At 72.0% G+C, this 26,725-nt stretch carries 23 protein-coding genes and 1 pseudogene; 7 read left to right on the forward strand and 17 right to left on the reverse strand.

Features of this window, described 5'->3' with window-relative positions:
• Positions 1–221: 221 nt before the first annotated feature.
• The gene (locus tag ACIBBH_RS22410; RefSeq protein WP_399407183.1) at positions 222–1,010 is read left to right on the forward strand and encodes a hypothetical protein; all 789 of its coding nucleotides are present in this window, start codon (positions 222–224) and stop codon (positions 1,008–1,010) included.
• A gap of 66 nt (positions 1,011–1,076) precedes the next feature.
• On the forward strand, positions 1,077–1,472 hold the full coding sequence (locus ACIBBH_RS22415) for a hypothetical protein (RefSeq protein ID WP_399407185.1): 396 nt from the start codon (positions 1,077–1,079) through the stop codon (positions 1,470–1,472).
• 60 nt (positions 1,473–1,532) lie between these two features.
• On the opposite strand, the gene der is transcribed toward ACIBBH_RS22415, so the two are convergent.
• The 5 genes from der to aroH all read right to left on the reverse strand — a co-directional run bounded on the left by der (position 1,533) and on the right by aroH (position 6,025).
• A complete protein-coding gene (gene der / locus ACIBBH_RS22420; protein WP_399407187.1) occupies positions 1,533–3,014 on the reverse strand; it encodes a ribosome biogenesis GTPase Der in 1,482 nt (493 codons plus the stop codon).
• Positions 3,015–3,123: 109 nt separating this feature from the next.
• Entirely contained in the window at positions 3,124–3,714 is a 591-nt protein-coding gene (locus tag ACIBBH_RS22425) for a lysophospholipid acyltransferase family protein (protein WP_399407256.1), read from the reverse strand.
• A gap of 62 nt (positions 3,715–3,776) precedes the next feature.
• Positions 3,777–4,463, reverse strand: a complete 687-nt coding sequence (gene cmk / locus ACIBBH_RS22430) for a (d)CMP kinase (protein WP_399407189.1) — start codon at positions 4,461–4,463, stop codon at positions 3,777–3,779.
• A gap of 117 nt (positions 4,464–4,580) precedes the next feature.
• Positions 4,581–5,666 (reverse strand): prephenate dehydrogenase, encoded by a 1,086-nt coding sequence (locus ACIBBH_RS22435; RefSeq protein ID WP_399407191.1) that lies wholly within the window; start codon positions 5,664–5,666, stop codon positions 4,581–4,583.
• The gene (aroH, locus tag ACIBBH_RS22440; RefSeq protein WP_399407193.1) at positions 5,663–6,025 is read right to left on the reverse strand and encodes a chorismate mutase; all 363 of its coding nucleotides are present in this window, start codon (positions 6,023–6,025) and stop codon (positions 5,663–5,665) included. The genes ACIBBH_RS22435 and aroH overlap by 4 nt, the downstream gene beginning before the upstream one ends.
• A gap of 172 nt (positions 6,026–6,197) precedes the next feature.
• On the opposite strand from aroH, the gene ACIBBH_RS22445 reads away from it, so the two are divergent.
• Complete coding sequence (locus ACIBBH_RS22445) at positions 6,198–6,593, forward strand: Rieske (2Fe-2S) protein (protein ID WP_399407195.1); 396 nt, start codon at positions 6,198–6,200, stop codon at positions 6,591–6,593.
• A gap of 22 nt (positions 6,594–6,615) precedes the next feature.
• Positions 6,616–7,358 (forward strand): annotated as a pseudogene (locus tag ACIBBH_RS22450) (DNA polymerase beta superfamily protein).
• Here the strand turns inward: ACIBBH_RS22450 and ACIBBH_RS22455 are convergent.
• From ACIBBH_RS22455 to ACIBBH_RS22505, 11 genes are all read right to left on the reverse strand, one after another.
• Complete coding sequence (locus ACIBBH_RS22455; RefSeq protein ID WP_399407197.1) at positions 7,284–8,036, reverse strand: DNA polymerase beta superfamily protein; 753 nt, start codon at positions 8,034–8,036, stop codon at positions 7,284–7,286. The pseudogene ACIBBH_RS22450 and the gene ACIBBH_RS22455 sit on opposite strands and share 75 nt — an antisense overlap.
• A gap of 3 nt (positions 8,037–8,039) precedes the next feature.
• Positions 8,040–9,065 (reverse strand): ADP-ribosylglycohydrolase family protein, encoded by a 1,026-nt coding sequence (locus ACIBBH_RS22460; RefSeq protein WP_399407199.1) that lies wholly within the window; start codon positions 9,063–9,065, stop codon positions 8,040–8,042.
• 39 nt (positions 9,066–9,104) lie between these two features.
• Positions 9,105–10,169 (reverse strand): pseudouridine synthase, encoded by a 1,065-nt coding sequence (locus ACIBBH_RS22465; RefSeq protein ID WP_399407201.1) that lies wholly within the window; start codon positions 10,167–10,169, stop codon positions 9,105–9,107.
• Positions 10,169–10,843, reverse strand: a complete 675-nt coding sequence (gene scpB / locus ACIBBH_RS22470; RefSeq protein ID WP_399407203.1) for an SMC-Scp complex subunit ScpB — start codon at positions 10,841–10,843, stop codon at positions 10,169–10,171. Before scpB ends, ACIBBH_RS22465 begins: the two co-directional genes overlap by 1 nt.
• Positions 10,840–11,976 (reverse strand): segregation/condensation protein A, encoded by a 1,137-nt coding sequence (locus ACIBBH_RS22475; RefSeq protein ID WP_399407205.1) that lies wholly within the window; start codon positions 11,974–11,976, stop codon positions 10,840–10,842. The genes scpB and ACIBBH_RS22475 overlap by 4 nt, the downstream gene beginning before the upstream one ends.
• Positions 11,977–11,994: 18 nt before the next feature.
• Complete coding sequence (locus tag ACIBBH_RS22480) at positions 11,995–12,552, reverse strand: hypothetical protein (RefSeq protein WP_399407207.1); 558 nt, start codon at positions 12,550–12,552, stop codon at positions 11,995–11,997.
• Positions 12,537–13,673 (reverse strand): ParA family protein, encoded by a 1,137-nt coding sequence (locus tag ACIBBH_RS22485; RefSeq protein WP_399407209.1) that lies wholly within the window; start codon positions 13,671–13,673, stop codon positions 12,537–12,539. Before ACIBBH_RS22485 ends, ACIBBH_RS22480 begins: the two co-directional genes overlap by 16 nt.
• A 402-nt stretch (positions 13,674–14,075) precedes the next feature.
• Positions 14,076–15,200, reverse strand: coding sequence for an alanine dehydrogenase (gene ald / locus ACIBBH_RS22490; RefSeq protein ID WP_399407211.1), 1,125 nt, complete (start codon positions 15,198–15,200; stop codon positions 14,076–14,078).
• A gap of 136 nt (positions 15,201–15,336) precedes the next feature.
• Positions 15,337–17,403 carry a tetratricopeptide repeat protein gene (locus ACIBBH_RS22495; RefSeq protein WP_399407213.1) on the reverse strand — a complete coding sequence of 689 codons (2,067 nt, stop codon included), beginning with the start codon at positions 17,401–17,403 and terminating at the stop codon, positions 15,337–15,339.
• 171 nt (positions 17,404–17,574) lie between these two features.
• Positions 17,575–18,201, reverse strand: a complete 627-nt coding sequence (locus tag ACIBBH_RS22500) for an NUDIX domain-containing protein (RefSeq protein WP_399407215.1) — start codon at positions 18,199–18,201, stop codon at positions 17,575–17,577.
• A gap of 98 nt (positions 18,202–18,299) precedes the next feature.
• Positions 18,300–19,967: a CTP synthase gene (locus ACIBBH_RS22505; RefSeq protein WP_399407217.1), complete on the reverse strand. Its 1,668-nt coding sequence runs from the start codon at positions 19,965–19,967 to the stop codon at positions 18,300–18,302.
• Positions 19,968–20,489: 522 nt separating this feature from the next.
• On the opposite strand from ACIBBH_RS22505, the gene ACIBBH_RS22510 reads away from it, so the two are divergent.
• The 3 genes from ACIBBH_RS22510 to ACIBBH_RS22520 are packed head-to-tail and all read left to right on the forward strand — an operon-like array spanning position 20,490 to position 25,432.
• Positions 20,490–22,292: a glycoside hydrolase family 15 protein gene (locus tag ACIBBH_RS22510; protein WP_399407258.1), complete on the forward strand. Its 1,803-nt coding sequence runs from the start codon at positions 20,490–20,492 to the stop codon at positions 22,290–22,292.
• Positions 22,293–22,350: 58 nt separating this feature from the next.
• A complete protein-coding gene (locus ACIBBH_RS22515; protein WP_399407219.1) occupies positions 22,351–23,688 on the forward strand; it encodes an FAD-binding oxidoreductase in 1,338 nt (445 codons plus the stop codon).
• Positions 23,689–23,740: 52 nt separating this feature from the next.
• A complete protein-coding gene (locus tag ACIBBH_RS22520; protein ID WP_399407221.1) occupies positions 23,741–25,432 on the forward strand; it encodes a PucR family transcriptional regulator in 1,692 nt (563 codons plus the stop codon).
• Here the strand turns inward: ACIBBH_RS22520 and ACIBBH_RS22525 are convergent.
• Complete coding sequence (locus tag ACIBBH_RS22525; protein ID WP_399407223.1) at positions 25,389–26,525, reverse strand: glycosyltransferase family 4 protein; 1,137 nt, start codon at positions 26,523–26,525, stop codon at positions 25,389–25,391. The genes ACIBBH_RS22520 and ACIBBH_RS22525 overlap by 44 nt on opposite strands.
• Positions 26,526–26,725 lie beyond the last annotated feature (200 nt).

A 26,725-nucleotide genomic window follows, 5' to 3' on the forward strand; every position in this document is an offset into this window, starting at 1 on the left:
CTTCACCAAATCAAGTCCCTTGACAATGGAACCAGTTGACGGGGAGTAGACAATTCCGCACCGGCTGTGACCCTGTGCGGTGGATGGTTCGATTCCGTTCCCCTCGAGGCGTGACTCCCGCCACAGATCGCACGTTGTCTCCTTCATGAGCCCGGAACCCCCCGGGGCTCATGGGCCGGGAGCCACCCGGTCGACCCAGCACCGCATCCGAGGGAGCCACCGTGCCGCGCATGCTCGACGTCAGTGACGCCGTACGCGCCGAGATCGGCGACGAAGAAGCCGACCGGCTGCTCGCCGGAGAGAACGCCCCGGGCAGTTACGACTGCACGTCCTGCCGCACCCCGGGCGACTCCGAGCAGGAGCGCACCAGCACCGTCCTGTTCATCGGGGAGGAGACCGCCGTCCTCGCCTTCGCCCACGCCAGCTGCCTGCCCTCGCAGGTCGTCCAGGTCACCGAGGAGCAGTTGCAGGGCGCCGTCCGCTCCATCAGCGGCGACGCGCACGCCTCGGCCGGTCAGCCGGAGAAGGCCGTGCCCGAGCAGGCCCTGCTCGGGGTGACCAGCGGACTCGTACTGATCGCCGGTGAGCTGCACCCCGCGCTCGTGGTCGAGCCGACCGCGCCGATCGTGCGGCCCGGGACGACCGGGGCCGGTGACGACTTCCTGCCGCTGCTCATCGAGCAGGGGTTCATGCCGGTGACCGAACTGGTTTCCGTGCCGCCGGTGCTGCACGGGTGGTCGGTGCTGCTGGCGGTCGGTCAGCTGCACGCGGTGCTCCAGCCGAGCGCCAACGGCGGCCGGCCGGTGGCCTGGTGGCAGGCGCACCAGCCGCTGCAGGTGACGGACGGGTGGCGGGCCGCCGCGAACAAGCACCAGCAGGTGCTGATGTTCGCCGCGCCGGTCGGTTCGATCGGGCGTCAGCCCCGCGAGGACCTGCTGCGGGACGCGCTGGACAAGGCGGCGGCCAACGGGCAGCTGGTCGCTGCGGCGCTGCCGCTCGCCGGGACGTGAGCCGCGCGCCCCTAAAGGCATGACCCCGGGCCGCATCTCCGAAGGCTCGGGTTCGTTTGGACATACGTGCACGCATACGACGTTCCTCCCCGCCGCCCGTCCTTCTCCTCCATTCCATGCGCCCGGTCGGAGCAGGAGGTCTCGGGTGGGCCATCGGCCACGCCGATCTACGACACGCTCTACGCGGAGTGGGTCAGGACCTTCCGCACGCTGCCGGGCGACCGCAGCGGCGAGGAGGAGCTCGGGTTCACCGCCTTCGGGAGCGCTCCGCACGGCGCGGGCAGCGGGTCGTACGGTTCGAACTCCTACAGCGCGTACAGCGCGGGTGCGTCCAGCGCCCGGCACGGCGCCGGGCAGCAGCAGCACTCTCCGTGGCAGCGGGTCGGGACGCTCGGGCGGCAGGACAGCGGGATGCACCATGTCCCGGCAGCGCTGCCACCCGGCCGGCGCCGGGGGTTCTGACGCACGAACGGCGAGAGGGCGGCCCCTGATGAGCCAGGGGCCGCCCTCTCGCCGCGTCGGTCACTTCTTCTTCGCGCCGCGCTTCTCGCGCACCCGCACCGAGATGTGGATCGGCGTGCCCTCGAAGCCGAACTCCTCGCGCAGCCGCCGCTCGATGAAGCGCCGGTAGCCCGCCTCGATGAAGCCGGAGGCGAACAGGACGAACCGCGGCGGCTTGGTGCCGGCCTGGGTGCCGAACAGGATGCGCGGCTGCTTGCCGCCCCGGATCGGGTGCGGGTGGGCCGAGACCAGTTCGCCGAGGAAGGCGTTGAGGCGGCCGGTCGGCACCCGGGTCTCCCAGCCCGCCAGGGCCGTCTCGATCGCCGGGACCAGCTTCTCCATGTGCCGGCCGGTGCGCGCCGAGACGTTGACCCGCGGCGCCCAGGCCACCTGGCCGAGCTCCGTCTCGATCTCCCGCTCCAGGTAGTAGCGGCGCTCCTCGTCGAGGGTGTCCCACTTGTTGAAGGCGAGGACGACCGCGCGGCCCGCCTCGACGGCCATGGTGACGATCCGCTGGTCCTGGACCGAGATGTTCTCGGACGCGTCGATCAGGATGACGGCGACCTCGGCCTTCTCGACGGCGGCCGCGGTGCGCAGCGAGGCGTAGTAGTCGGCGCCCTGCTGGAGGTGGACGCGCTTGCGGATGCCGGCCGTGTCGACGAACTTCCAGGTCACACCGCCCAGTTCGATCAGCTCGTCGACCGGGTCGCGGGTGGTGCCCGCCAGTTCGTTGACGACGACGCGCTCCTCGCCGGCCACCTTGTTCAGCAGCGAGGACTTGCCGACGTTCGGGCGGCCGATCAGCGCGATGCGCCGCGGGCCGCCGACGGCGGTACCGAAGGTCTGCTCGGGCGCCTCCGGCAGCGCATCCAGGACGGCGTCCAGCATGTCGCCGGTGCCGCGGCCGTGCAGGGCCGAGACGGGGTGCGGCTCGCCGAGGCCCAGGGACCACAGGTAGGCCGCGTCGGCCTCGCCGCTCGGGCCGTCGACCTTGTTGGCGCACAGCACCACGGGCTTGCCGGCCTTGCGCAGCAGCCGTACGACCGCCTCGTCGGTGTCGGTCGCGCCGACCTTGGCGTCGACGACGAAGACGACCGCGTCGGCGGCCTCGATCGCGTACTCGGCCTGCGCGGCCACGGAGGCGTCGATGCCGAGGACGTCCTGCTCCCAGCCGCCGGTGTCGACGACCTTGAAGCGGCGGCCCGCCCACTCGGCCTCGTAGGTGACGCGGTCGCGGGTGACGCCCGGCTTGTCCTCGACGACCGCCTCGCGGCGGCCGATGATCCGGTTCACCAGGGTCGACTTGCCGACATTCGGACGGCCGACGACGGCGAGCACGGGCAGCGGGCCGTGGCCCGCCGCCTCGATGGCGCCCTCGACGTCCTCGCGGTCGAAGCCCTCTTCCGCGGCGAGCTCCATGAACTCCGCGTACTCGGCGTCGCCGAGCGCCCCGTGCTCGTACTCGTGCTCGGCCGAGCCGTCGGGCTGGATGTGGTCGTTCATGAAGTCCGTACCTCGTCGTTCATTCGTGGTGATCGGTGGAGCGCCCGGTTTTCTCCCGGCGGATCCACTACTCAAGTGTCGCCCGGCGCCCCCGTGGACGCCCCGCGTTTTACCGGCGGCCCGTGAACCGCCTGGCGTTCTCCAGGTGCGCGGTGAGCTGCTTCTGGATGCGCTCGGTCGCCTCGTCCAGCGCCCGGCGCGTACGCCGCCCGCTGCCGTCGCCCGCCTCGAACGGGTCGCCGAAGACGACGTCGACCCGGGAACGCAGCGGAGGCAGCCCCTTTATCAACCGCCCGCGCCGTTCGGAACTTCCCAGTACGGCGACGGGCACGATCGGCGCCCCGCTGCGCACCGCGAAGTACGCAAGCCCGGCGCGCAGCGAGGCGAAGTCGCCCTCACCCCGGGTGCCCTCCGGGAAGATGCCCAGTACTCCCCCGTTCTCCAGCACGCCGAGGGCCCGTGTGATGGCCGTGCGGTCGGTGGTGTCGCGGTCCACCTTCAGCTGGCCGATGCCGGTCAGGAACGGGTCGAGCGGGCCGACGAACGCCTCCTTCTTGATCAGGAAGTGCGTCGGCCTGGGCGACACGCCCATGACCATCGGGCCGTCGATGTTGTGGGAGTGGTTCACGGCGAGGATCACCGGGCCGGTCGCGGGCATCCGCCAGGCGCCCAGCACGCGCGGCTTCCACAACCCGTACATCAGGCCGACGCCGATGCGCCGCCCGACCTCGGCGCCCTTCTCCGAAGGAACGGACCGCTGGGTCACTTCCCCGCCCGCTTCTCCTCGACGAGGGTGACGACACACTCGATGACCTGCGCGAGGGTGAGCTCGGTGGTGTCCACCTCGACCGCGTCGTCCGCCTTGGCGAGCGGCGAGGCCTTGCGGCTGGAGTCGGCCGCGTCCCGCTTGATCAGCGCCTCGCGGGTGGCGTGGACGTCCGCGCCCTTCAGCTCGCCGCTGCGGCGGGCGGCACGGGCCTCCGGAGAGGCGGTGAGGAAGATCTTCAGGTCGGCGTCCGGCAGCACGGTCGTACCGATGTCCCGGCCCTCGACCACGATGCCGGTCTCGGCGGAGGCGGCGAGCGAGCGCTGCAGCTCGGTGATCCGGGCCCGCACCTCGGGCACCGCGCTGACCGCGCTGACCTTGGAGGAGACCTCCTGGGTGCGGATCGGGCCGGCCACGTCCACACCGTCGACCGCGATCGTCGGGTTCGCCGGGTCGGTGCCCGAGATGATCTCCGGCTTGCCCGCCACGGCGGCGATCGCCGACGGGTCCTCCAGGTCTATCCCGTTGGTCACCATCCACCAGGTGATCGCCCGGTACTGGGCACCGGTGTCCAGGTAGCTCAGGCCGAGCTGCGCGGCCACGGCCTTCGACGTGCTCGACTTGCCCGTGCCGGCGGGGCCGTCGATGGCGACAATCACGGGCTGAGCGGCGCCGTTTTCCACGGGGGGACACCTTCCTGGTGCGGTGTGGGCGGGGTGCGGGGAGCAAGAGCGCCCTGCACAAGGTTACTGGGTGTGGGTGACCCGATCGGACGGGCGGCCACACCGGCGCCGCGTGCCCTACTGCCGCAGAGCCCACCCTCGCTCCCGCAGCGCGGCCGTCAGCACGGGCACCGCCTTCGGCTCCACCATGAGCTGGACCAGACCGGCCTGCTGCCCCGTCGCGTGCTCGATCCGTACGTCCTCGATGTTGACCCCGGCCCGTCCCGCGTCGGCGAAGATCCTGGCCAGCTGCCCCGGCTGGTCGTCGATCAGCACCGCCACGACCTCGTAGGCCCGCGGCGCGGAGCCGTGCTTGCCCGGCACCCGGACCTGCCCCGCGTTCCCGCGCCGCAGGACGTCCTCGATGCCGGCGGTGCCCTCACGGCGCTCGGACTGGTCGGAGGACTGCAGGGCGCGCAGGGCGCGGACGGTCTCGTCGAGGTCGGCGGAGACGTCGGCGAGCAGGTCGGCGACCGGCTCGGGGTTCGCGGACAGGATGTCGATCCACATCCGGGGGTCGGAGGCGGCGATCCGGGTCACGTCCCGGATGCCCTGCCCGCACAGCCGTACGGCCGACTCATCGGCGTGCTCCAGGCGCGCGGCGACCATGCTGGAGACCAGGTGGGGCATGTGGGACACCAACGCCACCGCGCGGTCGTGGGCGTCGGCGTCCATCACCACCGGCACCGCCCGGCAGTGCGAGACGAGCTCCAGGGCGAGGTTCAGCACCTCGGTGTCCGTGTCCCGGGTGGGCGTCAGGACCCAGGGGCGCCCTTCGAAGAGGTCGCCGGTGGCGGCCAGCGGGCCGGACTTCTCCCGGCCCGACATGGGGTGCGTGCCGATGTACGTCGACAGGTCGAGGCCGAGCGCCTCCAGCTCGCGGCGCGGGGCGCCCTTGACGCTGGCCACGTCGACGTAGCCGCGGGCCACGTCCCGGCGCATGGCGTCGGCGAGGACGGCGGCGACGTGGGCGGGCGGGGCGGCGACGATCGCCAGGTCGACGGGACCGGAGGGGGCCTCGTCGGTGCCGGCGCCGAGTGCGGCGGCCGTACGGGCCTGCTCCGGGTCGTGGTCGGTGAGGTGGACGACGACACCCCGCTGCGACAGGGCCAGCGCGGCGGACGTGCCGATGAGCCCGGTGCCGATGACGAGTGCGGTCCTCACTGGGCGATGTCCTTGCGCAGGGCGGCCGCGGCGCCGAGGTAGACGTGGGCGATCTCGGCGCGGGGCCTGTCGGACTCGATGTGCGCGAGGACGCGGACCACGCGGGGCATGGCGCCCTCGATGTCCAGCTCCTGGGCGCAGATCAGCGGCACGTCGACGATGCCGAGCTTACGGGCGGCGGCCGCCGGGAAGTCGCTGTGCAGGTCGGGTGTGGCCGTGAACCAGATGCTGATCAGGTCGTCCGGGGTCAGCCCGTTCCGCTCCAGGATGGCGGTGAGCAGGGCACCGACCTGCTCGTCCATGTGCCCGGCCTCGTCCCTGTCCAGCTGGACGGCCCCCCGGACCGCTCGTACCGCCACGGCGCTGCTCCTTGCTGACGTGCGTATCGGCTCTTGGTCGTCCAGCCTAGTCAGAGAGGCCCGGACCGACGTCCGGCGCCCGCCGGCTGAGACGGCGAACGCCCCCCTGCGCGCTGGGCCACCCGACTACGAAACACACATTCGCGGCACGTTCGGAGTTCGGAGTGACGACATGACCCACCCCCCGACGCGGCGCACGTTTCTCGCGACGGGCGCGGCGGCGCTCCTCGCAGGGTGCGGCAAGAACAGCGGCGACGGCTCGTCCACGCAGACCTCCGACGGGCAGCGCCTGGCGGCGACCGGCGACATCCCGGTCGGCGGCGGCAAGGTGCTCAAGGACCGGAAGGTCGTGGTCACCCAGCCGGAGAAGGGCGAGTTCAAGGCCTTCTCGGCGATCTGCACCCACCAGGGCTGCACGGTGGACCGGGTCGCGGACGGCACCATCGACTGCCCCTGCCACGGCAGCAGGTTCCACATCGCCGACGGCGCGGTGGCCCACGGCCCGGCGACCAGGCCGCTGCCCGCCAAGGACATCAAGGTGGACGGAAAATCCATCCGCCTGGTGTGAGGATCCGCGTACGCTCCCCGGCATGCGCCCCGAGGACCTGGTACGTGACCACACGATCTACGCCTGTGTGATGGGCTCGCGCGCCTTCGGTCTGGCGACGGAGGGCAGCGACACCGACCGCAGGGGCGTGTTCCTGGCCCCCACCGCGCTGTTCTGGCGGTTCGAGAAGCCGCCGACGCATGTCGAGGGGCCGGGCGAGGAGCGGTTCAGCTGGGAGCTGGAGCGCTTCTGCGCGCTGGCGCTGCGCGCGAATCCCAACATCCTGGAGTCCTGCACTCGCCCCTGGTGGAGCACGTCGACACCACCGGCCGCGAACTGCTGTCCCTGCGCGGGGCATTCCTCTCCCGCCGGGTCCACGACTCGTTCACCCGGTACGCCCTGGGCCAGCTCAGGAAGCTCGACGCCGACGTCCGTACCCATGGCGCCCCGCGCTGGAAACACGCGATGCACCTGCTGCGCCTGCTGCTGAGCGCCCGCGACCTGCTGCGCACCGGCGAGCTGATGATCGACGTCGGCGACCGGCGCGAGGCGCTGCTGGCGGTGAAGCGGGGCGAGGTGCCCTGGCCGCAGACCGAGGCCTGGATGGCCCGCCTGGCGGCGGAGACGGACGCGTGGTCCCACCGCACCCCGCTCCCGGCCGAGCCGGACCACCGCCGGGTGGAGGACTTCCTCGTCCGCGTCCGCCGCGCCTCAGCCGGCCAGCCGGACCCGGACCACGAAGTCGTGCAGGGCGTCGTACGCGGTGGGGGCGTCGGGCAGGTCTGAGGCGGCCTGGGCCTCGTCGAGCACGATGTGCAGCCGCTCGATGTCGGCGGCCACGCGCGCGTGGTCCACCTCGGCGCTGCCGTGCTCCCGCTCCGCCTTCGCCGCGATCAGGTCGGGCAGGTAGGCGGGCGCGTCCGAGCCGGTGCCGAGCAGGGTCGGCAGATGGGCCTGGACCTCGCCGCTGCGCATCAGGTGGATGCCGGTGAGCAGGACCCGGAAGGTGTACAGCAGCGGCTTGAGCTCGCCGGTCTTGTCGAACAGCTGCCACTGCGTCGCCGCGAAGCCCCGGTAGTGGTGGGCGTGGTGGCTGGTCAGGACGCCGGGCGCGAGCGCGGCCAGCTCGCGGTGCGCTTCGGTGGTGTACACGACCAGGGGGGAGAGGAGCTGCTCCAGTACGTAACCGTTGCGGCGCAGCATCAGCCTCACGAACTTGCGCAGGTCGTGCGTGACGAGGTCCATCTCGACGCCGTACCGCACCCAGATCCGCGACCGGGTCTCCTCCGGCTCCCGCAGTCCCACCAGGTCGGCCGCGGGCAGCAGATGGACGCCGCGCAGGTCGAGGTCGGAGTCCTGCGAGGGGAAGCCGTACAGGTGCGCGCCGGAGACTGTGGCGAACAGCAGGGGGTCGGGCTGCTCGGCTATGACGGGCGTCAGGTCCATGTCGAGATCGTCGATCATTACCTAAGCGTCCCAGAGCGCTCCGAGCGCCAGCAGCTCACCCCGGTACTCGATCCGCTCCGCCCATTCCGCCGGCCAGGCGTCCGCACCGAGGTAGGCGCCCGCGAAGGCCCCGGTGAGACAGGCGATGGAGTCGGAGTCGCCGGAGGTGCAGGCGGCCCGGCGCAGTGCGGTGACCGGCTCCTCGGGAAAGAGCAGGAAGCACAGCAGGCCGGTGGCCAGGGCCTCCTCCGCGATCCAGCCCTCGCCGGTGGCCAGACACGGGTCGGCCTCCGGCGACACCGTGCCCACGGCCTCCTGGAGCCGGCCCAGGATCTCCAGGCACTCGTCCCAGCCGCGCGTGATGAAGTGCTCGGGGGACGGATCGTGCGCGTGGGTCCACAGGTCGCCGAGCCAGGTGTGGTCGTAGCGCGTACGACTGTCCTCGGCGTACGCCCGGAGCATTCCCACGAGCCCGCCCGGCTCGACCCCCTGGGCGAGCAGCCGTACGGCGTGCGCGGTGAGGTCGGATGCGGCCAGCGCGGTCGGATGCCCGTGCGTGAGCGCGGACTGCAACTGGGCGGCACCGGCACGCTGTTCGTCACTCAGGCCCGGAGCGAGTCCGACGGGAGCCACCCGCATGTTGGCCCCGCAGCCCTTGGACCCGACCTGGCTGGCCTCCTGCCAGCGCCGCCCCTCCTCCTTCAGCAGGCCGCAGGCGGTCAGGCAGGTGCGGCCCGGGGCGCGGTTGTTCTCCGGCGACCGGTACCAGTCGACGAACTCCTCGCGCACCGGCCGCTCCAGCCGCTTCGGCGCGAGATGCCCCCGGTCCATCGCCGTCCTGAGCCCCCGCCCCAGCGCCAGCGTCATCTGCGTGTCGTCGGAGACGAAGGCCCGCCTCGGCAGCTCCATCTCCCGCCAGGGCCCGCACTTGGCGAGGATCGACGGCACGTCGTTGAACTCCGTCGGGAAGCCGAGCGCGTCACCGAGGGCGAGCCCGATCAGCGCCCCGGTGGCGGGGCGCTTCCCCGAGGTCGTGGTGATGGTCATGCCGGCGTCCTCCCCTTGCTGCGCGCTACCGCACGAACCCTAGAGGTCGACCTCGTTCATCAGCATCCCGACCTCCGTGTTGGACAGGCGGCGCAGCCAGCCCGACTTCTGGTCGCCCAGGGTGATGGGGCCGAAGGCGGTGCGGACCAGCTTGTCGACGGGGAAGCCGGCCTCGGCGAGCATGCGGCGGACGATGTGCTTGCGGCCCTCGTGGAGGGTGACCTCGACGAGGTAGTTCTTGCCGGTCTGCTCGACGACGCGGAAGTGGTCCGCGCGCGCGTAGCCGTCCTCGAGCTGGATGCCGTCCTTCAGGCGCTTGCCCAGGTCGCGCGGGATCGGGCCGACGATGTGCGCGAGGTAGGTCTTCTTCACGCCGTACTTGGGGTGGGTCAGCCGGTGCGCCAGCTCGCCGTGGTTGGTGAGGAGGATGACGCCCTCGGTCTCGGTGTCCAGGCGGCCGACGTGGAACAGGCGCGTCTCACGGTTGGTGACGTAGTCGCCGAGGCACTGGCGGCCCTCGGGGTCCTCCATCGTCGAGACGACACCGGCGGGCTTGTTGAGGGAGAAGAACTGGTACGACTGGGTCGCCACCGTCAGGCCGTCGACCTTGACCTCGTCCTTCTCCGGGTCGACCCGCCGGCCCTGCTCCAGGACGATCTCGCCGTTGACCTCGACCCGGGCCTGCTCGATCAGCTCCTCGCAGGCACGCCGGGAGCCGTAGCCCGCGCGTGCGAGGACCTTCTGCAGCCGCTCGCCCTCCTGCTCGGCGCCCGGGAAGGTCTTGGGCAGCTTGATGTCCTTCTTCCCCGCGTACCGCTCCCGGTTGCGCTCCTCGACCCGGGTCTCGTACTCACGGGAGCGCGCGGGGGCCGTACGGCCGCCCTGCTGGGGCTTCTTCGGCCCGCCCTTGGCGCCGCCGCGCGCGGCACCGCCGCGTCCGGCCTTGGGGCCGTCCTTTGTGGCGCCGGGGCCCACGTCGTAGCGGCGCTCCTCGGGGCGGGGCTTGCGGGGACGGCCCTGCCCCTGCTTGTCGTCCCTGTTGTTGCCGGCGCCGCGGTAGTTACCGCGCCCGCCACCGCTCTTGCCGCTGCCGCTGCTTCGCATCAAAGTTCCGTCGTCGTCGTATTAGGCATGTTCGTCCCGGAACCGTCGTCCGGGTCCGGGGCATCCGGATCGAACGACGGTACGGCTTCCTGGGTCTCGGCCTCGATCGCCTCCGCCTCCGGGAGGAAGGGCGCGAGCTCCGGGAGCTCGTCCAGGCCACGCAGGCCCATCCGCTCCAGGAAGTAGTTCGTCGTCCTGTACAGGATCGCACCTGTTTCGGGTTCCGTGCCCGCCTCCTCGACCAGACCGCGCTGCAGGAGGGTGCGCATCACGCCGTCGCAGTTCACTCCGCGTACGGCGGAGACGCGGCTGCGGCTGACCGGCTGGCGGTAGGCGACGACGGCCAGGGTCTCCAGCGCGGCCTGGGTGAGGCGGGCCTGCTGGCCGTCCAGGACGAAGCCCTCGACGGCGGCCGCGTACTCGGGCCGGGTGTAGAAGCGCCAGCCGCCGGCGATGAGCCTGAGCTCGAAGCCGCGGCCCTGGACGGTGTACTCGTCGGCCAGTTCGCGCAGCGCGTCCGCGATCCTGCGCCGGGGCCGCTGAAGTATCTTCGCCAGGTGTTCCTCGGTCGCGGGTTCGTCCACGACCATGAGGACGGCCTCCAGGGCGGGCTTGAGCTCGAGGTCGGCGACGGTACGCGGCCCTGCCGGGAGCTCTGCGGTCTTCTCACTCACGCTTTCTTCTCCTCCTTCGGCTCCTCGGGCGGCCGGTCGAACTCGTCCGTGACCATCGGGGTGGTGTCCGCCTCCCCGCCGGTCCAGCGCACGATCAGCTCCCCGAGGGCGGTCTCCTGATCGAGCGCGACCGCCTTCTCCCGGTACAGCTCGAGCAGCGCGAGGAAGCGGGCCACGACGGTCAGGGTGTCGTCGGTGTCCTCCACCAGCGCCCGGAAGCTGGCCTCGCCCAGCTCCCGCAGGCGCGCGACCACGATCCCGGCCTGCTCCTGCACGCTGACCAGGGGGGCGTGGATGTGGTCCACGTACACCTGGGGCTCGGGCTTGGGCTGCATCGCCTTGATCGCGAGTTTGGCGAACCCTCCGGGGCCGATGCTGATGACCACCTCGGGCAGCAGCTCGGCGTGGTGGGGTTCCAGGCCGACGGTACGCGGACAGCGGCGGCCCTCCTCCTCCAGCCGCTGGTTGAAGATGTCGGCGATCTGCTTGTACGCCCGGTACTGCAGAAGCCGCGCGAACAGCAGGTCCCGGGCCTCCAGCAACGCCAGGTCGGCCTCGTCCTCGACCTCGGCGGCGGGCAGCAGCCGGGCCGCCTTCAGGTCCAGCAGCGTCGCCGCGACGACCAGGAACTCGGTCGTCTGGTCCAGGTCCCAGTCCGGCCCCATCGCCCTGATGTGCGCCATGAACTCGTCGGTGACCTTGGACAGGGCGACCTCGGTGACATCCAGCTTGTGCTTCGAAATCAGCTGGAGCAGCAGATCGAAGGGCCCCTCGAAGTTGGCGAGCCGGACCTTGAAGACCCCGTCGCCGGGTTCCTGGGGTTCGCGGGGTTCGCGGGGTTCCTGGGGTTCCCGCGGTGCTCGGGGTCCCGGCTCACGTACGGGCTCGGGCGTGGGCTCGGGCCGGACGGCCAGGGGCTCCGAAGGGACGATCTCGGGTTCCGGAGCAACGGCATCGGGTGCCGAAGCGACGGCCCCCGGCTCTGGTTCCGCATACGCCTCGGGCTCCGCGGCCGGCGGCGGCTGTACCCCCTGCGGTGCCGCCGCGGGCACCGGGGCCGCACCGGGGCCTCTCCCCAGCGCACGCCGACGGCCGGCGGCTGCGCCGGGGGGCGGAGTGTCGTTCGAGGTCATGGCCCCGGCAGGCTACCGCTACCGCCCGCGCAGCCGCCGTACCAGGATGCTCGCGTCCCCCCGGGACTCCAGGTCGGCCAGCACCACGGCCACCGCCTCGCGGACGATGCGGCCGCGGTCCACGGCCAGGCCGTGCTCGCCGCGCAGGACCAGGCGGGCGTGCTCCAGGTCCATCAGTTCCTCGGCGGAGACGTACACCGTGATCTTCTCGTCGTGCCGCTCGCGCCCGCTGGGCCGCCGGGCCGCCGCCCGCCCGCGCTTGCGCGGCTGAGCGGAGGCGGCAGAAGAACCTTCCTGCGCCGCCTGACGCCGTGCCGGACGGGTGCGGGACTCCCCGGCCTCGGCAGGCTCGGCGTCCGCCGCCACATGCTCCGCGCCCTCACCGTCGCCGCCCTGGACGGGCACCGACTGCGGCACGTCCTCGGCGGCAGCGGCCGCGTCGTCGCTCTCCCCCGCGGGAGCCGGCACCCGGGCCTCGCCGTTGGCCTGGCGCCGGGGAGTGGACGCCTGGAGCGCCATCCCCCCTGTCGTACGGAACAGTTCGTCGGCCCCGGGCAGACTCACTCGGCGTGACACCGGGCGAGCACCTCCCTGGCGAGCTGGCGGTAGGCGGCGGCACCGACGGAGTTGGAGGCGTAGGTGGTGATCGGCTCACCGGCGACCGTGGTCTCCGGGAAGCGGACCGTGCGCCCGATGACCGTGTGGTAGACGTGGTCGTCGAACGCCTCGACGACACGCGCGAGCACCTCACGGCTGTGCACGGTGCGCGAGTCGTACATGGTGGCGAGGATCCCGTCGAGCTCCAGGTCCGGATTGAGCCGCTCCTGGACCTTCTCGATGGTCTCGGTGAGCAGCGCGACACCGCGGAGGGCGAAGAACTCGCACTCCAGGGGGACGATCACCTTGTGGGCGGCCGTCAGCGCGTTCACCGTGAGCAGACCGAGCGAGGGCTGACAGTCGATCACGATGTAGTCGTAGTCGGGCAGCAGCGGCTTCAGCGCCCGCTGGAGCGTCGACTCGCGCGCGACCTCGGAGACCAGCTGGACCTCGGCGGCCGACAGGTCGATGTTGCTGGGCAGCAGGTCCATGTTGGGGACCGCCGTCTTGAGGAGGACCTCGTCGGCCGACATGCCCCGCTCCATGAGCAGGTTGTAGACCGTGAGGTCGAGCTCCATCGGATTGACGCCGAGACCGACCGACAGCGCGCCCTGCGGGTCGAAGTCCACGAGCAGCACGCGCCGGCCGTACTCCGCGAGCGCGGCACCCAGGTTGATGGTCGACGTGGTCTTGCCGACGCCGCCCTTCTGGTTGCACATCGCGATGATCTTCGCGGGGCCGTGGTCGGTCAGCGGGCCCGGGATCGGGAAGTACGGCAGCGGGCGTCCGGTCGGACCGATGCGCTCACGGCGCTGGCGGGCCGCGTCGGGCGCCAGCGTGGCCGCGTACTCGGGATCCGGCTCGTACTCGGCGTCGGGGTCGTAGAAGTGCCCTTCGGGCAGTTCGTCGTAGTCGGCGAAGTGGTTGTGGGGCGCGCCACTTCCGTCGCCGGCCATGGCGTTCACGTGATGGCCATCCATGCTCTGGTGTGCTGACAGAGCCGTGTGGGGGCTGCTCTGGCTCTGGTGGGCTGCGAAGGTTCGGACAGCGACGGAGCCGACAGCCTCGAGCCCCGTGGAGCCTTGGCCCCGCGCAGGCATTCCTGGTTGACCACCCCCGGGAGAAAATGTCGACTCATTCACAAGTCGTCTTACCTCCTTGGTGACCAGGAAACTTCTAGACAGGTCAGCGTGGCACCATGCCGACGGTTGGCGACTCTATGGCGTGTCGGCGGTCCGCAGCAACACAATCCGCCGGACCCGACGGGATGTGTCGGCAATGAAACATCCCGCTGTCAAGGGCGTACGACCGTCGCACGGCAGGTTTCACCGGTGTGCGAATCGGTCGAAGGGTTACGTTCGAGGCGAGTTGACCGCACGTCGCAAAGTGACCATACACACATCCGGCCGGACCTTGCCGGGCAAGGTCCGGCCGGGTGCGCGGCGTTGACGACCGGTGTTGACGTATCGCCTTTTGCCCGTGGGCGACTTGGCGACCGGCGCTCAGCCGAGCAGGGACTCCAGCTCCACGTGCTCCAGGCCGTGCGCCTCCGCGACCTCCCGGTAAACGACCTTGCCCTCATGGGTGTTGAGACCCTTCGCCAGCGCGGCGTCGCGGCGCAGCGCCTCGACCCAGCCCTTGTCGGCCAGCTCGACGATGTACGGCAGCGTGGCGTTGGTCAGCGCGTAGGTCGAGGTGTTGGGCACCGCGCCCGGCATGTTGGCGACGCAGTAGAAGACCGATTTGTGGACCCGGAAGGCCGGCTCGGCGTGCGTGGTCGGGTGGGAGTCCTCGAAGCAACCGCCCTGGTCGATCGCGATGTCGACAAGGACACTTCCCGGCTTCATCCGGGACACCAGCTCGTTGGTGACCAGCTTCGGGGCCTTGGCACCCGGGATGAGCACGGCGCCGATGACGAGGTCGGCGTCGAGGCAGGCCTTCTCCAGCTCGAAGGCGTTGGAGACGACGGTCTGGATCTTCGTACCGAAGATCTTGTCCGCTTCCTTGAGCTTGTTGATGTCCCTGTCGAGCAGGGTCACGTGGAAGCCCAGGCCGATGGCGATCTGCGCGGCGTTCCAGCCGGAGACGCCGCCGCCGATGATGACGGCCTTGCCGGCCGGCACGCCCGGGACACCGCCGGGCAGCACACCGCGTCCGCCGTTCGCGGCCATGAGGTGGTAGGCGCCGACCTGCGGGGCCAGCCGGCCCGCGACCTCGGACATCGGGGCGAGCAGCGGCAGGGCGCGGCTCGGCAGCTCGACGGTCTCGTACGCGATCGCCGTGGTACCGGACTCCAGGAGGGCGTCCGTGCACTCCTTGGAGGCGGCCAGGTGCAGGTAGGTGAAGAGGATCTGGTCCTTGCGGAGGCGGTGGTACTCCTCGGCGATGGGCTCCTTGACCTTCAGCAGCAGGTCGGCGGTGGCCCAGACCTCGTCGGCCGTCTCCAGGATCTGCGCGCCGGCCGCCACGTACTCCTCGTCCGGGATCGAGGAGCCGACACCGGCGTTCCGCTCGACGACGACCTGGTGGCCGTGGCGTACGAGTTCGTGCACGCCGGCGGGGGTGATGGCCACCCGGAACTCGTTGTTCTTGACCTCGCGGGGGATGCCGACCTTCACGTCGATCACGGTCCTTGGCTCAGAGGGTGTGGGGGCATTGACAGACATACCCGGGCATGCGGGGGCACACCGGGAGACACCGCAGGAGAACGTGCGGCAGAGCCAGTTTAATGAAGGCGTTCGAGCTGTCTAGCCTTTCATTGCATCAATCTTCGCCGGATGCACTACGGATTTCGCAGGCGTTAGCGTCGTGTTCCGGCTCTTTCTCGTCACCGGGGCCCTCCTGGGCCTCCTCCCCCAGCATGCGCTCGGCCGCCGAGCGGTGCAGTCGGGCGGCGACCGGGTCGCCGAGATGCTCCAGGGTGTCGGCGAGCCGCAGCCGGAGCGCGGCCTGCAGACGGACGTCGTCGGCGCGGCGCGCCCACTCCACCGCCTCCTGGCAGGTGCGCAGCGACTCCGCGGGCCGCCCTGCGTACTCCTGGACCCGGGCCACCTCGCTCAACGCCCGCGCGTGCGCGGCCACATCGCCGTCCTTGCGGTGCACGGCGGCGGCCGCCCGCCAGTTCCTGAGCGCCTCGCCGTAGCGGCCCGCGAAGGTGTGGGCGCCGGCGATACGGCCGTACAGCCGGGCGGCGTCCGCACGCTCGCCCCGGGCCAGGCGCTGGGCGAGCGCCCGGCCGAACCAGTCGGCGGCCCGGTCGTAGTCCCCCAGCTCCTGGTAGGCACCCCCTACGGATTCCATCGCGCGGCCGGTCGCGTACGGGTCGTTCGCCTCGCGTCCGGCGTCCAGCGCGGCCCGGTAGCGGGCCAGCGCGTCCCGGGTGCGGCCGGTCCGGGCGTCCACGTCGGCGAGGTTCAGCAGCGCCGCGGCCTTCTCCCGGGGCAGGTTCCGGCGCTCGGCCACGTCCAGGACGAGGCGGTGCACGCCGTACAGGTCGGGGGCGGCGGCCTGGGTGCCGAAGTGCGCCGCCATGGCCCTGACCAGCTGGGACATCAGGCGGCGGGCCAGCGTGTCCAGCTCGCCGTCGGCGACCGCGAGGCGGGCGGCGGCCAGCAGGGCGGGCCGGCGGATGCGCAGCCACTCCTCCGCTGCCCTCGGCGTGGGAAAGCGCAGCTCGCGCGGCATGCCCTGGAGTTTCTCGCGGAGCTCGGGGTGGTCCGTCTCGGTGATCGCCCGGCAGGACTGCAGCAGCCGCACGGTCCGCTCCAGCATGCGCGCGCGGGCCAGCTGGAGCTCGCCGGGGCGGTCCTGGGTCTCGGCGAGCGCGCTCAGCAGGGGGTGCAGGCAGCCGGGGACCTCGTACTGAGGCAGCGGGGAGTCCACCGCCCGCAGCAGGCCGAGGGCGACGAAGTCGTCCAGGGTGGTGCGGGCGCCGCTGACCGAGCAGCCGGCCAGGGCGGAGGCGGTGTGCGGGTCGACCAGGCCGGCGGGGGCCAGGGAGAGCAGACGCAGTATCCGGGCGGCCTGGCCGGGCAGCTGGTCGTGGACGAGCCGGAAGACGCGGAACAGGGGCGTGCCGTCGTCGGTCTCGGCGTGCAGGCGCTTGGCCAGGTCGGAGACGGCCGCCTTGGGGCGGGCGGCGAGCCAGCCGCCCGCCAGGGTGAGCGCGGCCGGCTGGGCCTGGCACACCTCGACCAGGGTCTCGGCGGCGCGCGGGTCGACGGTGATGCGGACCGAGCCGGTGTAGCGGGTCAGCAGTTCCAGCGCCGACTTGGTGTCGAGGCCGCCCAGGGTGCACGGGCGGACGTCCGCGATCCCGGTGAGCGGGCCGCCGGAGACGGCGACGACCAGGCACTCCGGGGCGCTGGGCAGGAGCGCGTCGACCTGCTCGGCGCCGGCCGCGTCGTCCAGCAGGAGCAGCGCCCGCCGCTCGGCCAGGGCCGACCGCAGCGCCTCGGTCAGTTCCTCCTCGGCGGCACCGGCCGGGGTGGGCAGGCCCAGAGCGGTGAGCAGCTCACGCGCGGTGTGCTCGACAGGCACGGGGGTGCCGTCGGGGTCGCTGAGACGGGCCCGCAGAACACCGTCCTGGTAACGGTCGGCTACCTGCCGTACGAGCTCCTCGGCGAGGGCGGTACGTCCGGATCCGGGGCGGCCGGCGATGAGGAGCACGCGCGCGCGGGGGGCCTTGCGGCCGGAGAGGGTGTCCAGGCCCGCGCGCTCGATGTCGGCGCGCAGCTCCTTCAACTCCCGTGTGCGGCCCAGGAAACGGCTTTGCGTGGCCGCGCCGCCGGACCGCCGCACGCCGTCTGTGTCCACCGCCTGTTCCGCCACGGGCCACACTCCCGTCCAACCGCACACCGGCGCCCGCCGGGACTCCGGTTCGGGCGTTTGCAGAGCCTAGTTCACGCTCTGCTACGGTCCGGGCGGAGCACGGCGGGGACGTCCCCCGATCGGATCAGGCGATCGTCATACCGGTTCGGCCGGCGGAGGCGGCGGCCGGGCTCAGGACTCGAAGGGACGCGCCGGCCACGGCGCCTGATCCGGGCGCAGCGCGTCGAGGCCGTCGCCGGCGCGGGCGGCGACCAGGGAGAGAACACCGACGACGAGGCAGTTGTTGTGCAGGTCGCCGGCGAGCACCCGGCGGACGAGCTCGTCGACGGGCACGCGCGCGTGCTCCATGTCGGACTCCTCGTCCTCGACCTCGAAGCGCTCCCCCTCGGCCTCGGACAGACCGCGGGCGAGGAAGATCCGTACGGCCTCGTCGCAGCCGCCGGCGGTGGTGTACACGTCGGTCAGGACCCGCCAGTCCTCGGCCTTGACATGCGCCTCCTCGTACAGCTCGCGCTGCGCCGCGTGCAGCGGGTTCTCCCCGGGCACGTCGAGCAGGCCGGCCGGGATCTCCCACAGCTTGTGCCGCACCGGGTGGCGGTACTGCCTGATGAGCAGGACGCGGTCCTCGTCGTCCAGGGCGAGGACGGCCACGGAACCGGGGTGGACCTGGTAGTCGCGGCGGACCACCGAGCCGTCGGGCATGACCACGTCGTCCGTGCGGACGGAGGTCTTGTTGCCCACGAAGGGGGTCTCCGTCGCGCGGATCTCCCACTCCTCGGGGGTGTCCTTGATCGTCATGCCCTGTCCTTCCACACGCTTTCAAAAGACCGGCCAGAGGAAAGCCGGGGTGCTCACCTTTTGAAGGTATGCACCCCGGCCACCGTACAACTGGTGTGTTACTTGGAATTCTTCCGCTCGACCGCGGCCTTCACGAGCCCGGCGAACAGCGGGTGCGGACGCGTCGGCCGCGAGCGCAGCTCGGGGTGCGCCTGGGTGGCGACCAGGTAGGGGTGGACGTCGCGCGGGTACTCCACGTACTCGACGAGCTTGCCGTCCGGCGAGGTGCCCGAGAAGAGGATGCCCGCCTTCTTCTCCAGCTCGGCGCGGTAGGCGTTGTTCACCTCGTAGCGGTGACGGTGCCGCTCCTCGACGTACTCCTTGCCGTCGTACACCTCGCGCACGATCGAACCCTCGGCCAGCTTCGCCGGGTACATGCCCAGGCGCATGGTGCCGCCCATGTCGCCCTCGCCCGCGACGATGTCGAGCTGCTCGGCCATGGTGGAGATCACCGGGTGGGCGGTGGCCGGGTCGAACTCGGTGGAGTTGGCGTCCGAGATGTCGGCCAGGTTCCGCGCGGCCTCGATCACGATGCACTGCAGGCCCAGGCAGAGACCGAGCAGCGGGATCTTGTTCTCGCGGGCGTAGCGGATGGCGCCGACCTTGCCGAGCACACCGCGGTCGCCGAAGCCGCCCGGGATGCAGACGCCGTCGACGTCGGCGAGCTGCGCCTTGGCACCGGCCGGGGTCTTGCAGTCGTCCGAGGTGACCCACTTGATCTTGACGCGGGCCCGGTTGGCGAAGCCGCCGGCGCGGAGGGCCTCGGTGACCGACAGGTAGGCGTCGGGCAGGTCGATGTACTTGCCGACCAGGGCGAGGGTGATCTCGTGGTCGGGGTTGTGGACGCGGTCCAGCAGGTCGTCCCAGGTCGTCCAGTCCACGTCGCGGAACGGCAGGTCCAGCTTGCGGACGACATAGGCGTCCAGGCCCTCACCGTGCACGGTCTTCGGGATGTCGTAGATCGAGCGGGCGTCGGGGCAGGCGACCACGGCGGCCTCGTCGACGTCGCACATCAGGGAGATCTTGCGCTTGATCGCGGTCGGAACCTCGCGGTCGCAGCGCAGCACGATCGCGTCCGGCTGGATGCCGATGTTCCGCAGCGCGGCCACGCTGTGCTGGGTAGGCTTGGTCTTCAGCTCGCCCGAGGGGCCGATGTAGGGCAGCAGCGAGATGTGCACCACGAAGACGTTGTCCCGGCCGACCTCGTGGCGGACCTGGCGGACGGTCTCCAGGAAGGGCAGCGACTCGATGTCGCCGACCGTGCCGCCGACCTCGGTGATCACCACGTCCACCTCGTCCGTCGCCATGCGCCGGATGCGGTGCTTGATCTCGTTGGTGATGTGGGGGATGACCTGCACCGTGTCACCCAGGTACTCGCCGCGCCTCTCCTTGGCGATGACCGTCGAGTAGACCTGGCCTGTAGTGACGTTGGCGGTGCCGTTCAAGTCGCGGTCAAGGAAGCGCTCGTAGTGTCCGATGTCCAGGTCGGTCTCGGCGCCGTCGTTGGTGACGAAGACCTCACCGTGCTGGAAGGGGTTCATCGTGCCCGGGTCGACGTTCAGGTACGGGTCGAGCTTCTGCATCACGACGCGCAGGCCCCGCGCCTTGAGCAGCATGCCGAGGCTGGAGGCGGTGAGGCCCTTGCCGAGAGAGGAGGCGACACCCCCGGTGACGAAGATGTGCTTGGTCGTCGTGGCTGTGCTGTTTCGGAAAGCAGCGGGCGGCATGGCCAAGAGGGGGCTCCCGTGGTCGCGGTATGGAGTGCGGTACGGCCGCCGGCCCGGAGAATCAGGGATTTCTCGCGGAGGCGCCGTCGCTGCGGTTCGGGGGTTTCGTGCCCACCGGTCCACGGGCTACCAGGGTATCAGCGCCGCGGCGGGATGGCCTCCGGCCACGCTCCGCGCACGGGCCGACACGGACATGCGGCTAGCAGGGGTTTCTCACCCGTGGCTCACTCGTTCGGCTCACACGGGTTGCCCGGAGCGGCACGCAGATCATCTACGTGCGTCGTATCCTGCTCGGACACTCGCTGCCGAGCCCCTCCGGAAAACACGGCACCACCCCCGCCCGTAAGCAACCGGAACAACGAGAGCTCGTCAGTTCGTTGAGCAAAGACTGTCGTTTTGCCTCAGGGCTCGGCGGACTGCTTTGCTTCACCGCTCAACGACGCACAACAACGACCCCTTGACCGCACTAGCGACAGCCCCCTTCTGCCGGGGGGCGACGTGGCCGTTCGACTGGAGATGCACGTGGCCGGGCGCATCGAAGACTACGCACTCATCGGAGACATGCAGACCGCTGCCCTGGTCTGCCGGGACGGGACAGTGGACTGGCTGTGCCTGCCCCGCTTCGACTCGCACGCCATCTTCGCCGGTCTGCTGGGCACCGAGGAGCACGGCTTCTGGCGCCTCGGCCCCGCCCACGCGGCCGACGCCGAGCCGCCCACGGCCGCCCGGCGCACCTACCGTGGCGACTCGCTGATCCTGGAATCGGAGTGGGACACCCCGCGCGGCACGGTCCGCGTGACCGATTTCATGCCCCCGCGTGACGGCGCCCCGCAGCTGATCCGGATCGTCGAGGGCGTCTCCGGCCGGGTGCCGATGCGCTCGGCACTCAGGATGCGGTTCTCCTACGGCCGGGTGGTGCCGTGGGTGCACAAGCACGAGGGGCGCACGGTGGCCGTCGCGGGCCCGGACTCCGTGTGGTTCGACACCACCGCCGAGACCTACGGAAAGTCGCTGACGACCTACGCGGACTTCACGGTCGCGCCGGGTGACCGGATCGCGTTCACCATCTCGTGGGAGCCCTCGCACAAGGAGCCGCCGGCCCTGCCGGAGCCCGAGCAGTCGCTGGAGGCGACGGAGAACTTCTGGCGCGAGTGGGTCGAGCACTGCACGTACCACGGGCCGTACCGCGAGGCGGTGATCCGCTCCCTGATCACGCTGAAGGCGCTGACGTACGCCCCCACGGGCGGCATCGTCGCGGCCCCCACCACCTCGCTGCCCGAGGACATCGGCGGCGTCCGCAACTGGGACTACCGCTACACCTGGCTGCGCGACGCGGCGATCACCCTGTCCTCCCTGCTGCGCACCGGCTATCGCGAGGAGGCCCGCGCCTGGCGTGAGTGGCTGCTCCGGGCGGTCGCCGGCGACCCCGAGAACCTGCAGATCATGTACGGCATCGCGGGCGAGCGCGAGCTGGGCGAGGCCGAGCTGGACTGGCTGCCCGGATACGAGAACTCCGCCCCGGTCCGAGTCGGCAACGGCGCCGCGCACCAGCTCCAGCTGGACGTGTACGGCGAGGTCACCGAGGCCCTGCATCTGGCCCACATGACCGGCCTGGCCCGCAACGACTACGCCTCCCTGCTCCAGCTGAAGCTGATCCGCTACCTGGAGGACCACTGGGACGAGCCGGACGAGGGCATCTGGGAGGTGCGCGGCCCGCGCCGCCACTTCGTGCACTCCAAGGTGATGGCCTGGGTCGCCGTCGACCGCACGATCAAGCTGATCGAGTCCGGTGACGCCGACGGCCCGCTGGAGCGGTGGCGCGAGCTGCGCGACGACATCCACCGGGACGTGTGCGAGAAGGGCTACGACAAGGAGCGCAACACCTTCACGCAGTCCTACGGCTCCAGGGAGCTGGACGCCTCGCTGCTGCTGATCCCGCAGATGGGCTTCCTGCCACCGGACGACAAGCGTGTCATCGGCACCATCGAGGCGATCCAGCGCGAGCTGTCCACGCCGGACGGCTTCATCCTGCGCTACCCCACCGTGGGCGAGCACGAGGGCGTCGACGGCCTCCCGGGCGACGAGGGCGCCTTCCTGGCCTGCTCGTTCTGGATGGCGGACGACCTCGCGATGATCGGCCGCGTGGACGAGGCCCGCAAGCTGTTCGAGAAGCTGCTGTCCCTGCGCAACGACCTCGGCCTGCTCGCCGAGGAGTGGGACCCGCGCCGCAAGCGCCAGGTCGGCAACTTCCCGCAGGCCTTCAGCCACGTGCCGCTGATCGACACGGCCCTGCGCCTGACGGCTTCCGGGGCGTACGGCGGCTGAGCGCGCGCCCGCTTAGGCTGGAAGCCGACGATTGCTCCCTTGCCGGAAGGGGGCGGCCATGGCTTCCCGCTCGAAGGCGGGCGCGGCCCTCGCCGCGCTGCGCGAGGATCTGACCGGCGACGTGTTCGCCCCGGGGGAACCGGGCTACGACGAGGCCCGCACCGTGTTCAACGCCATGGTCGACCGGCGGCCGGCGGTGATCGCGCGGTGCGCGCACGAGGCCGACGTCGTACGGGCGGTGCGCTTCGCCAGGGACCTGGACCTGCACATCGCCGTGCGCGGCGGCGGGCACGGCGTCGCGGGCTCGGCGCTGGGGGACGGGGCGCTCGTAGTGGACCTGCGCCGGATGCACAAGGTGACCGTCGATCCGGCGGCGGAGGCGGTACGGGTCGAAGGCGGCGCCACGATGAGCCACCTGGACCGGGCCACGCGGCCCTACGGCCTCGCCACCGCCGGCGCCCGGGACTCGGCCATCGGGGTCGCGGGATTCGTCCTGGGCGGCGGCACCGGCTGGCTGGACCGGGCCCTCGGCCTTGCCGTCGACAACCTGATCGGCGTCGAGCTGGTCACCGCCGACGCCGAACGGGTCCACGCCAACCCCGACGAGAATCCGGAACTGTTCTGGGCGCTGCACGGCGGCGGCGGCAACTTCGGCATCGCCACCGCACTCACCCTGGAGCTGCACGAGCTGCCGGAGTTCTCCGTCGCGCTGCTGTTGCACCTCCCCGAGTTCGGCCGGGAGGTGGTCCGCGCCTTCCGCGAGATCATCCGCACCGGCCCCGACCAGGTGGGCGGCGCGGTGGTGTACCTGACCGCGGACAGGCCGGTGTGCGGTGCGCTGCTGACGTACGCGGGCGGTGAGGCGGATCTGCGCAAGCTCGCCGAGCCGCTGCTCGCGTTGCCGCACGAGGCGGAGCTGGTGGGCGCCGAGGCGCGGCGTCTGCTGGACGCCCCTGCGGGGCTGCGCGCCCACTGGTCGGCGGAGTGCCTGACGGGTCTGCCCGACGAGCTGGTGGACGTCTTCAGCGCCCGCGCGGAGGCCATGCCGGTGCCGAGCGGCTCCCGGCACATGCTCTTCCCTCTCGGCGGCGCGGTCGCCACCGGACCCGCCGCGTACCCGGTGGCGTACCGGGACGCGCCCTGGGTGGTGCGTCCCTTCGCCCGCTGGGCCGACCCGGCCGACGACGAGCGGGCCGCCGCCTGGGTACGGGACGCCCGCGCCGACGTCCGGTCCTGGAGCACCGGTGCCGTCTGCCTCAGCCTTGTCGGCGACGAGGGACCCGACCGGGTCAGGGCGGGTCTGGGCGCCGGGAACCTGCTGCGCCTGGAGAAGGTGAAGCGGACGTACGACCCCGACAACGTCTTCCGCTTCAACCACAACATCAAGCCGGTGTAGCCGGCGGACCAGGAGATGTCCTTCGGGCGTTCCCGCAGGTAGCGTCCGCTGCATGGACAGCCGTACGGACACCACGTTCGATACCCAGGGCGCCGGGATCACCGTGCAGCGGGCGCTCGAACTGCCCGGGCTGCGCAGCGGGCTCCCGGAGATCCTGGCGGGCGCCGACCGGCTGGGGCGCACCGTCCGCTGGGTGCACGCGGGCGAGGTGCCGAACATCGCCTCGCTGCTGAAGGGCGGCGAGCTGCTGCTCACCACCGGCTACGGGCTGGGCACCCGCCCGGCCGAGCAGCGGGCGTTCGTGCGCACCCTCGCCGAGCGGGGCATCGCCGCCCTGGTAGTGGAGCTGGGCCCGCGCTTCACCCGGCTGCCCGCCGCCCTGGTGGACACCGCACGCGGCGCCGGGCTCCCACTCGTCCAGCTGCACCGCGAGGTGCCCTTCGTCGCCGTCACCGAGGAGATCCACACCGAGATCGTCAACGGCCACTACGCGCTGCTCCAGCGGGCGGAGGAGGTGCACCGCCGCTGCACCGAGGCCCTGCTCGGCGGCGGCGGGGTGCCGCAGGTGCTCGGCATCCTGGCCGACTTCAGCGGCAACCCGGTCTTTCTGGAGACGACGGACGGACGGCTGCTGTACGCCGCCGGGGCCGGGCCCGAGGGCGCGGATCCCCTGCAGGTGTGGGAGGGGCTGCGCGGTCCGCACAAGGACACCCCGCCGCCGGCCGGATCGGTGCTGGTGGACGTGCCGGGCGGCGGTCCGGGCACGGGGTCGGTACGGGCCCGGCTGGCCCTGCTGCCCGTCCGGGGCCCGCTCGCCCCCGTGCACCGCATCGCCGCCGAGCGGGCCGCCGGGATCCTGGCCGTGGTGCTGATGCAGGCCCGCCAGGAGGAGGAGCTGGCGGCGCGGGGCCGGGGCGACTTCCTCACCGACCTCGCCGAGGGCCGGATCGCGGCGGAGGACGCCCCGGCGCAGGCCCGGGTACTGGGCTTCAAGCCGGGCGGCAGCCCGCTGCTGCCCGTGGTGATGCGGCTCGGCGACACACTGTCGCCGGGGGGCGGCTGGGCGGTCCTCGCGCGCGCGGTCGCCGAGGAGCTGGCCTCGGTCGGGGTCCCCGTACTGCTCGGCGTACGGCCCGTCGAGGGCCGCGTGCCCCTCCTGCTGGGCCTGCGCTCGGAGTCGGAGCGGTCGGCGGTCGCGGACCGGGTCGCCGCGGCGCTGCGGGCCGGGGTGGAGCGGGCGGGGATGCAGCGGCCCGGGGCCCGGCCGCCGGTCGTGGTCGTCGGGGTGGCCGGCGGCTGGGCGGCCGCGTCGGCCGGTCTCCGGCACGCGGCGGAGACGGCGACGGCGGCCCAGGGCCTGACCGACCGGCCCTGGTACGACGCCCGCCGCCTGGACATCGATCTGCTGCTGTGGCGGCTGCGCGACCACCCGGACCTGGCGGCGTTCGTGGACCGGGCCATCGGCCCGCTGCGCGACCACGACCACCGCTCCAAGCCGCCGCTGCTGCCCACCCTGGAGACGTACCTCGCCCATGCGGGACGCAAGGCCGAGACCGCCCGCGAGCTGCACCTCAACCGCCAGACGCTCTACAACCGCCTCGCCCGCATCGGAGAGTTGCTGGGCACCGACCTCGACGACCCGCAGACGGTCCTGGCGTTGAGCCTGGCGCTGCGGGCCCGCCGGCACGTTCCCCAGAGTCTCAGGGAAGCGGCCTTGGCTGGGTCAACTCGTCGTAAACGCTGAGGACTTGGGCGACCGTCTCGTCCTCCGTGGGCCAGGTGGCCGCCTGCCGTACACCTCTGTCCCTGAGCTCCTCGCACCGCTCGGGGTCCCCGAGCAGCCGGACCACGGCGTCCGCGAGCGCCTCCGCGTCCGCGTACGGGACGAGTTCGGCCGCGTCGCCCACGAGGTCGGGGACGCCGCCGACGGCGGTCGCGACGAGCGGCACGCGCGCGTGCAGGGCCTCCTGGGCGAGAACGGAGCGGGACTCCCAACTGCTGCACAGCAGCGCGATGTCGGCGGCGGCGAGCAGCTCGCCGACGTCGTCGCGGCGCCCGATGAGCCGGACGGGAAGCTCCTCGTCCTCGATCCGCCGCTGGAGCACCGGGCGCAACGGCCCCTCCCCCGCGATGACGAGCAGCGGCATGGGATCGAGACGGCACCACAGGCGGGCCGCGTCCAGCAGGACGCCGTAGCCCCGGTGCCGGTCGAGGGAGCCGACCGCGATGAGCAAGGGACGTCCGGTGGCGCCGAGTTCGGCCCGCACCTTCGGCGGCAGCCGGTCGGGGTCCTCGTGGTCCACGGACGGGCGGGACCGGGGCAGGGTGACGGCGGCGAGCCGGGCGTCCCGGGCCCCGGTGCGGCGCGCCCGGTCCACCAGGTCCGAGGTGGTGCCGAGCACCACGGCGGCCGTCTTCGCCACCCGGCGCTCCAGCAGCCGCAGCAGATGCGCCCGCGCACCCTCGGCGTGCGCCCGGTTGTGCCAGGTGACGACGAGGGGGGTGCGCCGGCCGCCGAGCGCGAGCACGGCCCGGAAGGAGGCGTGCAGCCCGTGCGCGTGCACCAGGTCGGCTTCCGCGCAGGCGGCCCGGAGCGCGGCCACGGAGGCCGGGTCGCTGCTGCGGGGCACGTGCACGTGGTCGGCGCCGACCCCGGTGAAGTCGTACGTGTGATCCGCCTCGACGGGGGCGCACACCGTGACGCGCACGCCCCGCGCGACCAGTCCGGCGGCCAGGGAGCGTACGTGCGCGCTGCTCCCGGCGTTGCCCCCGCCCAGGACCTGCACGGTACGCAGCGGCGACTGACCGTGCGGTGAGGTACTGCTCGCGGGGCTCACGTGGCCGGGGCTCCTGGTTCGGCGTCGGGCGGTCACGAAGGGACGCACAGAAGGTATCGGGCGGAGGGGTGTACCGCGCGCGCCTCCTACACGGACTGGGTTCCCTGCCAAGGATGCCAGGACGTACGGGTGTTCCGGACACGCCCCGGAGCGCCGACCGCGCCACGCACGGCCTCTGGAGGCGTGAGCATCACCCACAC

Origin of the sequence: Streptomyces sp. NPDC051636 (assembly GCF_044453765.1) — a bacterium.
Lineage (GTDB): Bacteria > Actinomycetota > Actinomycetes > Streptomycetales > Streptomycetaceae > Streptomyces.